Origin of the sequence: Stenotrophomonas sp. PS02289 (genome assembly GCF_029960115.1) — a bacterium.
Lineage (GTDB): Bacteria > Pseudomonadota > Gammaproteobacteria > Xanthomonadales > Xanthomonadaceae > Stenotrophomonas.
In genome coordinates this window covers 1-11,825 of sequence record NZ_JASCOZ010000139.1, presented here as the reverse complement: position 1 = coordinate 11,825, position 11,825 = coordinate 1, and the positions used below count along the sequence as shown (strand labels likewise).

Below are 11,825 nucleotides of genomic sequence, written 5' to 3'. Positions count from 1 at the left end.
GCCGGGCTCTGCCCGGCTACTGTTGGATTCGTGCGAACAACCGTCGGCTCACGGCTTCACGTGTTCGGCGGGTCGGGGGGGCGTTCCGGGGGACGCCGTGAATCCATCCCGGTAGGGTCGCTCGACAGACGACCGCCGTGAAATCACCAACGCGCTTTAGGGCATGAACACCGAATCGAAACATGCTCTTCGATTGACTCCCTCTGACGCACTCAACCCGCGCCACGGTATTCGCCCTCGCACTCCATGCGCGTAAAACGCAAAACGCATCACACTTCAAAACATTCCGAACTTCGGCCACCGGCCGATTCCGACACCCGCGTCAAATGCGCTTCTCCGCGCCGTACCAACCTCTCGCACGCTCCAATAGCCAATTGCGTCTATCGATTTGATCGAGCGCCAAAAAACCGCCACGATTCTTTCGCAAATGCCTGTTTTCATTACATGGTGCTTGCTGCACGGTAGCCCCCGGAGCGTAGAAACTCCTCACAAAGCAGGAAGATGTCCCGCGTCGGAGCTGTCCATGTCCAGCGTCGGGAGGGTGGCTAATGCAACACCCCCGTACGGGGGAAATACGCCCGCCGGTCTTTCCTGCTTTGTGACGGTTTCTAACCTCCCGACCCCTCGCCATTCCGGCGGGGGTCGCATCTCACAGGAGGCTTGCGATGCACAATGAAACACGCCCACAGCCGCGCACTGCGACGGCCGGTGGCACGCCACCCACACCGCCACCACCGCCTGCCAATGACGACATCGGCGGGGCGGACGTGCTGTTGATGTTGGCGCAATGGCTGCAGCAGGTGGGGCGCGCGAAACCGATGCGATTCAGTGTCGAGTTCGACGGCACGCGCCTGATTGCCACGCTCGGCCAGAACCGACCCTAACCGGTAGCGACGCGCCATGCGCGTCGACATGAAACCCAACACGGCCGCGACGCCAGCACTCCCGGGCGTCACGCCGTAGTACGGAGAACACCATGCATCCCCATTCACCCTGCGCATCGCGCGGGCAGGGCACCTGCGTGCCCGCGTCAGGAGTCAACGCCATGTACCGCAGTAAAGAACTACCGCCCCTCCACCCCGGACTCATCCTGCAGGAAGACTTCCTGCGCCCGAACCGGATCTCAGGCCGCGCGCTTGCCATCGCGCTGCGGGTTTCGCCCTCGCGCATCGCCAACATCGTGGCAGGCAGGGCGGCGATCACGGCGGACACCGCGTTCCGGCTGGCGCGCTACTTCGACACCTCGCCCTGGTTCTGGATGAATCTGCAGATACGCTTCGATCTGGACATGGCGGAGCAGCAGGTGCCACATCCGGCCGCGCGCATCGACCCGCTGCCGATCTTCCTGGATCCGGGTGTGCCGGCACCGCCCGAAAGCAAGGAGTGGGGCGCATGGTGATCAAGCGACTTGGCCGCGCGTTGCCCGGCTGCCACCCGCCCGCCGCACCGCCGCAGAAGCGCAGCGTGCTGCCGCCGGTGCCGCGCAGCCTGCGTTCGCAACTGAAGCAATACCCGGAGCACATTGAACGCCTGCAACTGGCGCTGCATGGCGTCAGCGTGGCAAGAACCACCCGGCGGCCGCGCGTGGAGATGGCGGTATGGGCGATCGACGACCGCCTCTCGCGCTTCCTGGCCGAGGCCCGCCAGGAACTGGATGCCGCCGTGTGCAGTGGCGATCCGGAGCGGTTGGCGCGGGCAAAGGAGACCGAGGCGGTGATGGCCGCCGTCTGCCGCAAGAACGCATGGATGGGCGACGAGGTGTTTGCCGCCTGGTTCAGGGTAGAACCAGGCCCAACCCGGTAGCGCCGGCCGTTGGCCGGCCCTCATGACCCCTGCATCACGCGGTAACGGCTAGCGTGCCCACAACCCCCAGACGCAGTGCGACCATGACCACCGAAAAACAACCCGGCAAGCAGGAAGGCATCAAGGAATCCCAGCAGGACCGCAAGCAGGACGACGTCGCCAAGAGCCGGCCCGCCCAGACCGACCAGCAGATTCACGACGCCAACACCAAGCGCCCGCCAACAAAACCCAACCCCGGGTGACCCCGGCGCAACCGGTGATCGGCTACTGACAACAATGGTAGGCGCGATGAAGGCACACCTTCAGCGACGACGTGTTGTAGAGCCGGGCTCTGCCCGGCTGCTTGTAACATGGCGCGGACAAGGGCCGAACTGGGCGCAAGCACCGCGTCCAGCCCGACCTCATCCGCTCGGATCCCCTATCCGCATATCCAGTCATCGCACAATGGACGTTCAGTGTGGAGTATCGCCAAAATTGTAGGTGGCCATAGGTATCAATCGTCCTTATCGTAGCAACATGGGCGGAGTCTCGATCATTGACAGTCGTCCTTGTCTCGTCGGCGGTGACCGCGAATGACGGAGCGGGATCCATAAATCGGATCCCATTCCGAGTGGTAAGTCGGTTGTTCCTATCTCGTAGCCTACTTTCCAACGATACTGTTGAGGCGGCGACAGATTAGCTGGAATCCCGACGCACAGCCAATGCAATACTTGATCGGAGGTGGTGATTTCCATGATTGGAACCCAATAGCGTAGTGCCCGGGAGGACACATCGCTGTTTCTGCAGGGTCGCCCCACCCGATTTTATTGCCACGCACCGGCTCGGTGTTGTTCCATTCCAATAGGTTCGTCGACAGGATCAGTACATCCGCGCGGACCCCCGCAATCTGAGTGTCAACTTGGCTGAAGCGGTTCCTTGCTGGTCCTTCTACCATCGAAACAAATTCAGCACTTGAATTGCCTGCATCTGTCTTGACTGTAATGCCGCCGTCTGGGAAGTACTCGGACGTCACGCCGCCAACATCCTGCGTGATGAACTGCCGCTCGCAGCGGATTGCGGTTTCTGCTGGAGTGACGACCAACTTGCTGCCTGGACCGACTGGGCTTCCGTTGATAGTGCAGGAAAATCCAGTACTCTCAATGCCGTTGAAGTTGGTGTGCCCTGATGCTCCGGTGTACCTGAGAAATATGTCTGCATAGCGTTGGTTGGATGGGATTCGGAAGTCAATCGACATGCCAGTCGATTGCGCAGTTACGCAGGATCGCCAAGCATCAATCGCCCTGTCATGCATGCGAGAGGTCAGTAGTGACTCCTGGCTGGACACGTCGGTTGAAGCCTTATACGTGCCACAGAATTTCGCATGTGTCTCGCGGGATGAGCTCCCTTCGCCCTTGCCGGAAAATGGGATTCCCTTAATCGTTATCCCAAACTCAGCCTTTTTTGCGTCGCTCATGCTTTCGTAGCTTTCGTCGCAGAAGTCCCAGTAGGTCCTATCAGCGAGGGCGTGAGCGGAGGTGCGCATGACGATATTGTTAAGTCCATGGTCGACAATGCGCCCACAGACATCTCCCGTTGGTTGGGCCATCAAGCTACTCGAAAAGATGCTGCTGATTGCAACTGCTGAAAGAACTCGATGGTGACGCATTGTGGTCTCCGGATCTCGTTAAGAGTTGCCCCCTTTGAACCGTCCGCTCCATCTAAGCAAACGTGAGCAGGCACGAATACCGGTCACTTGCCTTCTCTGTCTCCCCAGTCGCTTACGTGGATCGCAGCGCCGGGAGCGGCTGAAGGAGGTCAGCATCGGCGGCATCGACCAGTGATGTCCATTCACGGCAACGACCCGCGCAAGCCGGTGCTGCTGATCCTGCACCGTAGCAAGGAGTGGGCGGCTGCCACCGCTCGGGAGGCGGTTGAGAAGTGCCGGTGCAAGGCAGCCTAAGAAGCTGAGCAGGTAAGACCGAAGAGAGGAAGGAACGAGAGAGTGACCAGATTTTGAAAAGTAAAATGGAGGCTGTGATTTAGCAGACGAATCTGACTGCTCCAGTTGAAGGTCACAGGCTCACGTAGCAACAGCGCCGTGGCGCGGATAGTTGCAGATGGCATCCTAGCAGAGGTTTAATTGGTAAGTAACTACGGATCATGGTTCAGTCCACCCTGGCCGAGTTCGCGCTCCGCCTGAAGATATGCTCTTCATAGACTGGCGAACTCCTGCCTAGTCTTCATAATGCCATAATCCACATTTAGGACTTGATCGCGTATGTCGAGTTTGACTCCCCGAGAAAAGCGCAAGCTTGAAGACCTGTTTGGCATGAGTAGCGGATATGTTCTGGACTTTTCGAACAACACGTTTGCGCGGTTCTTTGAAGAAGAAGTTGGGCGCAACATATACGGTGGAACCTATGAAGAGAACGGTAGTTCCAAAGCTAACCATCTGAGAAGCTTCTGGACCCGTGAAGGCGATGTATTAGTGGGACAGGCGATTAATGGATTGCTTGAGCACTGTAGGGATACTGAGAACCCTGCCGTGCAGCGGCAATCGCTTTTCAACGAGTGTGAACTGATTGCGGCGCGGTTGGTCCAAGCTAAGGATGTTCCGGACGTCGAAGTCCTGGATGGAGATACCGAAGATTTTCAGATGGTGGCTAAGGCCGCCCGTGAGTGCTTCCATCGCAACGAACCTGAGCAAGGTTTGGACCGATTGCATACGTTCCTGGTCAAGTTCCTTCGAAAGCTATGTGATGCTCATGGAATTCCGAGAGATCGCACTGTGCCTTTGGGTGGACTCATGGGGGCATACGTCAAGCGGATCAGAGAAGAGGGGCTGCTCACGTCGCAGATGGCCGAACACATTCTCAAAGGCACGATCTCGATCTTCGGGCAGTTCGATCACGTGCGCAACAATCATTCCATGGCGCACGATAACCCCGTCCTTGACCATGACGAGGCGCTGCTGATTGCGAGCAGTGTCACTAGCACGGTTCGATTCATCAAGTCATGCGAGCAGCGGTGGGAAGCGCAGGCACGTTCTTTCAGGTCTCGAGCTGATCGACAGGACCTCGACATTCCCTTTTGATAGGGGCGGGAGCTCTACTTGCTGGTTGCAGTAACCAGTTCCGGTTGTGTCCACCCTAGGCACAGAAGGTGCAAGTTCGGCTGCTTGTAGGGCCACTCGTTCATTCAAAACGCACGGTTGGTGGCTGGACTTGAAGACGCCCCTCTTCCTGGTTGTAGACCGTCATGGCTACAACGTGTCGCCTAAGCTGGCGGGCGAAGTCTTCTCGCAGGCGCAGGCATCGGCCAAGCATGTGGTGTGGTTCGAGGAGTCCGCACATGGGGGATGAACCAAGAGCCGGGAAAGTCCCAGCTAACGCTGGTGCAGCAGTTCAGGCCGATCGACAATCGGGCGTGTGACGTGCCTTAAGGCGCATCGGTGACGCTACCGGTTGGCCGGTCATATTGTTCGGTTGCAAGCGCCTTCGTCACTAGCTCCGCAGTCAATGGTCTCGACTGCGTCTGCATCTGCGCAGCCAAGACGGGTTGAACCGTATTGAACTTCGCCGCAAACGGTGAGCGCGTTCCTTCCCTGGCCAATGAACGAAGCTCCTCAGTACTCAGGTGCTGGGCATACAGATCGGCCAGCTGGTAATCCCAGGCCGCCTGGTAATGCGACAGGTGGCGGTCAAGTTGCGCCTGAACCTGCTGATCCGCGGCGGCCTTGCCAAGCTGCTGCGCCAACGCCGCGTAGGTCGTGGTGGCTCTTGCCGCGTCAAGCGCCAAGCCTCGCAGGCCTTGACCCATGTTGAAGCGCTGCACCAGGGATGCCCCGGGAGATCCTTCCGGGAGGGTGTCTGTGGCGAGTTGGACCGTTGCGGTATCAGTACAGCCAGCGAGGGCGAGCAGCACGATCAGCAGCGATTGTCGGCACGTCATTTTCAGGTTCCTTCCCAATTCGGAAGGCGGAGCTTAGCCGGAAACATGAACCGTTACCCGAGAGAGGTCGGGCCGGTAGAGTCGTCGACAGACGACTGCTGATAAAGGTGATCGGCGCGACGAACGCATTGATGCATCCGATGGAAGCGCGGATCCGGCCGGGTGCGCGACGTTAAAGCGCCGATCAGCGTTATCGGCCGTCGTCTTGCGACCGACGCTACCAAAGCGCAGAAAAGCGCAGAAAAGCGCACAGCCGGGCACATCACAGGTTTCAGGTGTCCGCACACGTCGCCCAAAAGCAGAACGCCACCCGAAGGTGGCGTTCTGATGTAGAGCCGGGCTCTGCCCGGCTGCTTGAATAGTGGTGGAGCCAAGGAGGATCGAACTCCTGACCTCGTCATTGCGAACGACGCGCTCTCCCAGCTGAGCTATGGCCCCACGAAGTACTGCTTCGCAGGCACCGCCTTGCGATGACTGGAGTGTAGCGCCGTGAAGGGTTGCCTGCCAAGCGCGACAGGCTGACGCACGCTGTCGATGCCTCAAAAATGAGAAAACGTTTCCATAAATTTCTTGATCCAGCGCCGGAGGCGGCAGCAGGGGTGTGATCTTTAGTGATTCTTCTACTTTTCTGAACGATCGAGTTAGTTTGTGAACGGAGGGATCGATCTAAATTCAATAAAATCAATCACATGGCTGTTGTGTCTATACGTTAATTTCTGGCGAAAAATACGTAAAGCGGACCGAAGTGGTGCCGATAAGAAGTGTGACGCATCTCTCACACCAACTTTTTCGAGTTCCGACGATGACGACCCGTGCCGCCACCGTTTTCTCAACCTCCATCGGGGCGCGCCTGGCGCTGCTGATGGGCGTGATCACCACCCTGGCCTTTGTGGTCCTGGCCGTGCTGATCTACCGTCAGGCTGCCACCAGCTACCAGACCCGCGTGGAAGCAGGGCTGCAGTCCTCCACCGACCTGATGCGTGATTCGGTCGAGTTGTACGACCGCAGCCTCAGCGAAAGCACCGAGCGCATGGCCGGTACCTTCCGCGCGATGCTGCCGGCGGGCGACATCACCGTTGATGCGACCAAGCCGGTCACCGTCGGCGAGCGTTCCACTCCTCGCTTGTTGATGGGCACGGACACCCTCAACCTGCAGGAAGGCGTGGTTGACCGCTTCGCCGAAGCCACCGGCGGTGTCGCCACGGTGTTCGTGCGCGACGGCGACGACTTCGTGCGCGTCACCACCTCGCTGCGCAACGCCGAAGGCAACCGCGCGATGGGTACGGTGCTCGACCACGCTGGCCCGGCCTACGCGAAGATGATGGCGGGCGAAGCCTACACCGGTCCGGCGCGTCTGTTCGGCGTCGACTACATGACCCACTACATGCCGCTGAAGGACGCCGCCGGTGAAGTGACCGCGATCGCCTTCATTGGCCAGAACTACACCGAAGGCCTGGGCGCACTGAAAGCGCGCCTGCGCGATTCCAAGCTGGGCAAGGAAGGCCACTTCCTGGCCGTGAACACCCGCGAGGGCGACGACTTCGGCACCCTGGTGGCTGCCAGCAACGGTGAAGGCGAGAAGCTCCCGACGCTGGTGGATGAGGCCGACAAGCCGCAGCTTGAAGCGCTGCTGGCAGGCAGCATCACCCAGGCCACGCTGCACCTGCGCCCCACCAAGGACGCACCGGCTCAGGCGTATTTCGTCACCGCACAAACCTATGGACCGTGGAAGTGGACCGTGCTGGGCCTGGAGCCGACCTCCGTGCTGGCCGCGGTGCTCAACAAGCTGATGTTGCAGACCGCACTGGTCTCCGGCCTGGGCCTGCTGGCGGTGATCGTGGCGCTGGTGCTGGTGGTCCGCCGCATGCTGACCGTGCCGCTGGCCGAAGCGGGCCAGGTGGCGCGTGACGTTGCCGCCGGTCGCCTGGATCGCACCATCACCGTGAAGAGCCAGGACGAAGTCGGTCAGCTGATGACCGCGCTGCGCCAGATGCAGGATAAGCTGCGCGAGATCATCGCTGCGCAGAACGAAATGAGCGCACAGCACGCGGAAGGCACCATCAGCCATCGCATTGATGCCAGCGCGTTCCAGGGCGAATTCCGCACCATGGTGGAGGGCACCAATGAACTGGTGGACGCCCACATCGCGGTGAAGATGCGCATGGTCGCCCTGGTGGCGCGCTACGCCGACGGCGATCTGTCTGAAAAGATGGAGCAGCTGCCGGGTGAGAAGGCGCGCATCACCGAAGCCGTGAACGGCGTACGGGGTCGCCTGCAGGACATCAATGGCGAGATCAAGCGCCTGGTCGATGCCGCTGCGGCGGGCGACTTCAGCGTGCGCGGCGACGCCGATGCCTACCGCCACGATTTCAAGGAAATGGTGCAGGGCCTGAACACCCTGATGATCACCGCCGACCGCAACCTGGCCGCGCTGTCGGGCCTGCTGCGGGCGCTGGCCGAGGGCGACCTGCGCGGCCGCATCGAAGGCCAGTTCCAGGGCGTGTTCGCCACCATGCGCGACGACGCCAACGCCACTGTGGCCCAGCTGACCCGCATTGTCGGCGGCATCCAGCAGGCGGCGGTGTCGGTGGCCACGGCCTCGGCCGAGATCGCCGCCGGCAATGACGACCTGTCGCGCCGTACCGAACAGCAGGCGGCCAGCCTGGAAGAATCGGCGGCGTCGCTGGAAGAACTGACCAGCGCGGTGAAGCAGAACGCCGACCACGCTCGTCGTGCCGACCGTCTGGCCGCTGAAGCCTCCGACGTGGCGGCCCAGGGCGGCGCGGCCGTGGCGCAGGTGGTGCAGACCATGGCTGGCATCGAGGCGTCCTCGCACCGCATCGCCGACATCACCGCGGTGATCGACGGCATCGCCTTCCAGACCAACATTCTGGCGTTGAACGCGGCGGTCGAAGCGGCGCGTGCCGGCGAAGAAGGCCGTGGTTTTGCGGTGGTGGCGTCCGAAGTGCGCGCGCTGGCGCAGCGTTCGGCCAGTGCAGCCAAGGAAATCAAGGGCCTGATCGAGGCCTCGGTGGCCCAGGTGGCCGACGGCAATGAACTGGCCAGCCAGGCGGGGCAGACCCTGCAGCGCGTGGTGGCTTCGGTAAGCGAGCTGGGGGGGCTGATCGAAGAGATCGCCAACGCCAGCCAGGAACAGGCGGCAGGGATCGAGCAGGTCAACCAGAGCATCGTGCAGATGGATGGTGTGACCCAGCAGAACGCTGCCCTCGTCGAGGAGGCTTCGGCCGCTGCGCGTGCTCTCAACGCGCAGTCGTCCGAGCTGCAGCAATCGGTCGGGCAATTCCGCCTGGCCGACGCGCAGCCCGCGCGCAAGGAGCGCGTCGCGGCCTGATCGGGTGCGGTGGCGTCTGTGGTTGGGGAGCTGCAGACGCCACCGCCGGATCTAAGGTCGTATGGGTCGGAACGTTTGAACGGACAGGATCGGGCATACCGGACCGGGTCATGAGCGGGCATAATCCGCGCCATTGATCCCGGCCGTCAGCCAGCAGATCAGGGTAGGGAACGGAAGGCCGTCCCCCGCAGCGCCCTGAAACCAGACTGCAACATCCTCTTTCCATGATGCCGCAACGTGCAGCCGGGCAAGCCCGGCTCTACGCCGTTCACTGACCGAGACCTTCATGTCTTCCCATCGCGACACCTTCCGTATTGCCTCTTTCCGCATGACCCGTTCGCCGCGCCCGCACGCGCTGGCGCTGGCCTGCGCCTCGCTGTTAGGGCTGAGCGGCACCGCTCTGGCGCAGGACGCCACCCCCACCTCGCTGGACGCGATCACCGTGACCGCCGACCACCGCGAACGCAACCTGCAGGAAGTGCCGGTGTCCGTGGGCGTGGTCCAGGGCGAGAAGATCCGCGACTTCACCGCCGGTGGCGACGACACCCTGCTGGCGCTGTCGGGCAAGGTGCCCAGCTTCTACGCTGAAACCACCACCGGCCGCATCTTCCCGCGCTTCTACATCCGCGGCCTGGGCAACATCGACTTCTACCTGGGTGCCTCGCAGCCGGTGTCGATCATCCAGGACGACGTGGTGCTGGAACACGTGGTGCTGAAGTCCAATCCGGTTTACGACGTGGACCAGATTGAAGTGCTGCGCGGTCCGCAGGGCACGCTGTTCGGCCGCAACACCACCGCCGGCATCGTCAAGTTCGACACCATCAAGCCGAGCCAGGACTACAGCGGCCGCGTGCAGGCCAGCTACGGCAGCTATGGCAGCGTGGCGGTGGATGGCGGCTTCGGTGGCCCGATCAACGACATCGCCTCGTTCCGCGTCTCGGCGCTGTACCAGCACCGCGACGACTACGTGGACAACACCTACACCGGCCCCAGCGCCGATGGCACGGTGAGCCCGCGCAAGAACACCATGGGCGGCTTCGATGACCGCAACGTGCGCGCCCAGCTGCTGCTGCAGCCGAGCGACAACTTCTCGCTGCTGGCCTCGGCCCACGCCCGCGACTACGACGGCACCTCGACCCTGTTCCTGCGCGGCGCACTGACCCGCGGCTCGAACAAGACCGATGCACCGCGTGATTCGGTGGCCTACGACGAAGCCGACAACAACCCGCAGGCCTACAAGACCTACGGCGGCTCGGTGAAGGCCGTGTACGACTTCGGCAACATCTCGCTGACCTCGATCACCGCCTACGAAACCACCTCCGGCTACAGCCGTGGCGATACCGACGGCGGCGCCGCTGCGGACTTCCCGGTCAACGGCGTGGCCAATGGTTATGGCCAGTCGATGGGCCAGATCCGTGACCTGGACCAGTGGACCCAGGAAGTCCGCCTGGCCAACGCCGACAGCAACCGCCTGAAGTGGCAGGTCGGCGCGTTCTACTTCGACGGCCGCGACACCACCGACTTCTACCAGCGCGCCTGGTTCCTGCAGGGCACCGCCCGCAACCCGAACAACTGGGTGCGCCTGCGCAACACCAACACCTCGTGGGCAGGCTTCGGCCAGGTCAGCTATGACGTGACCGACAAGTTCACCCTGACCGCCGGCCTGCGCCAGACTCGCGATGAGAAGCGCACCCGTCTGCTCAAGACCGCCGACACCGCTGCCGGCGTGGTGACCTACCGTGGCCGCACCGACGTGGAAATGGCCGACACCACCCCGAGCTGGGACGTGAGCGCGATGTACGCGTTCAACCCCCAGGTGAGCGTGTACGCCAAGGTGGCCCGTGGCTTCCGTGGCCCGACCATCCAGGGCCGTTCGGCGGTGTTCAACGCCGACTTCACCACCGCGGATTCGGAAACCATCCTGTCCTGGGAAGCGGGCGTGAAGAGCAGCCTGTGGGACAACCGCCTGCGTCTGAATGCAGCGGCGTTCACCTACACGGTCAACGACATCCAGCTCAACGGCAACGACTCCAACGGCAATGGCGTGCTGTTCAACGCCGACAAGGCCAAGGCCTATGGCGTGGAAGCGGACATGGAACTGCGCCCGATTCCGAACCTGAGCCTGAGCGCCGGTTTCAGCTGGCTGCACAGTGAAATCCAGGACGACCGCGTGTACGCCCAGGTGTGTGCGCTGAACGGTGCGGTGGTGTGCGACGTGTACGACCCGACCATCAAGGTGGGGGCCAATACCTTCGCGCAGATCAACGGCAACCCGCTGCCGAATGCGCCGAAGTACAACCTGAACTTCGCCGCGCGTTACGACATTCCGGTCAACGATGCCGACGTGTTCTTCGTGTCCACCGACTGGAACAAGCAGGGTTATACCAGCTTCGTGCTGTATGACTCGGCCGAGTTCAATTCGAAGGGCAGCTTTGAAGGTGGGTTGAAGCTGGGCTACTCGGGCAACTACGGTGCCTGGGAAGTGGCGGCGTTTGCGCGCAACATCACCAACGAGAAGAACCTGAAGGGCGTGATCGAGAACTACATGGCCGCGGTGTACAACGAGCCGCGTACCGTGGGCGTTTCGTTGAACCTGAACTGGTAATCCCTGATTGAAAATACCCCGCCGTTGGCGGGGTATTTTTTGAACGTAGAGCCACGCCCTGCGTGGCTTCGACCCTGTTCGGCACCTGCAGCCACCCAGGGCGTGGCTCTACGCGGTTTTACGCCGGCAACACCG

Annotated in this window: 10 protein-coding genes and 1 tRNA gene; 8 read left to right on the top strand and 3 right to left on the bottom strand. The window is 61.8% G+C overall.

Going from position 1 to position 11,825, the window contains the following annotated elements:
• The first annotated feature begins 665 nt into the window (after positions 1–665).
• From QMX83_RS16450 to QMX83_RS16435, 4 genes are all read left to right on the top strand, one after another.
• The gene (locus QMX83_RS16450; protein ID WP_282297718.1) at positions 666–884 is read left to right on the top strand and encodes a hypothetical protein; all 219 of its coding nucleotides are present in this window, start codon (positions 666–668) and stop codon (positions 882–884) included.
• 161 nt (positions 885–1,045) lie between these two features.
• Positions 1,046–1,399, top strand: coding sequence for a HigA family addiction module antitoxin (locus QMX83_RS16445; protein ID WP_282297717.1), 354 nt, complete (start codon positions 1,046–1,048; stop codon positions 1,397–1,399).
• Positions 1,393–1,803 (top strand): hypothetical protein, encoded by a 411-nt coding sequence (locus tag QMX83_RS16440; RefSeq protein WP_282297716.1) that lies wholly within the window; start codon positions 1,393–1,395, stop codon positions 1,801–1,803. Before QMX83_RS16445 ends, QMX83_RS16440 begins: the two co-directional genes overlap by 7 nt.
• A gap of 83 nt (positions 1,804–1,886) precedes the next feature.
• Positions 1,887–2,045 (top strand): hypothetical protein, encoded by a 159-nt coding sequence (locus tag QMX83_RS16435; RefSeq protein WP_282297715.1) that lies wholly within the window; start codon positions 1,887–1,889, stop codon positions 2,043–2,045.
• 398 nt (positions 2,046–2,443) lie between these two features.
• Here the strand turns inward: QMX83_RS16435 and QMX83_RS16430 are convergent, their stop codons facing one another.
• Positions 2,444–3,325: a hypothetical protein gene (locus QMX83_RS16430; RefSeq protein WP_282297714.1), complete on the bottom strand. Its 882-nt coding sequence runs from the start codon at positions 3,323–3,325 to the stop codon at positions 2,444–2,446.
• 735 nt (positions 3,326–4,060) lie between these two features.
• On the opposite strand from QMX83_RS16430, the gene QMX83_RS16425 reads away from it, so the two are divergent.
• Entirely contained in the window at positions 4,061–4,876 is an 816-nt protein-coding gene (locus QMX83_RS16425) for an abortive infection family protein (protein WP_282297713.1), read from the top strand.
• 130 nt (positions 4,877–5,006) lie between these two features.
• Complete coding sequence (locus tag QMX83_RS16420; protein ID WP_282297712.1) at positions 5,007–5,144, top strand: hypothetical protein; 138 nt, start codon at positions 5,007–5,009, stop codon at positions 5,142–5,144.
• A 76-nt stretch (positions 5,145–5,220) separates the two neighbouring features.
• On the opposite strand, the gene QMX83_RS16415 is transcribed toward QMX83_RS16420, so the two are convergent.
• The gene (locus tag QMX83_RS16415; RefSeq protein ID WP_282297711.1) at positions 5,221–5,733 is read right to left on the bottom strand and encodes a DUF2059 domain-containing protein; all 513 of its coding nucleotides are present in this window, start codon (positions 5,731–5,733) and stop codon (positions 5,221–5,223) included.
• A 362-nt stretch (positions 5,734–6,095) separates the two neighbouring features.
• Positions 6,096–6,171: transfer RNA gene (locus QMX83_RS16410), tRNA-Ala, on the bottom strand.
• 364 nt (positions 6,172–6,535) lie between these two features.
• Here QMX83_RS16410 and QMX83_RS16405 point away from each other — a divergent pair.
• Positions 6,536–9,085 (top strand): Cache 3/Cache 2 fusion domain-containing protein, encoded by a 2,550-nt coding sequence (locus tag QMX83_RS16405; RefSeq protein WP_282297710.1) that lies wholly within the window; start codon positions 6,536–6,538, stop codon positions 9,083–9,085.
• Between the two features lie 286 nt (positions 9,086–9,371).
• Complete coding sequence (locus tag QMX83_RS16400; RefSeq protein ID WP_282297709.1) at positions 9,372–11,690, top strand: TonB-dependent receptor; 2,319 nt, start codon at positions 9,372–9,374, stop codon at positions 11,688–11,690.
• Positions 11,691–11,825: the final 135 nt, after the last annotated feature.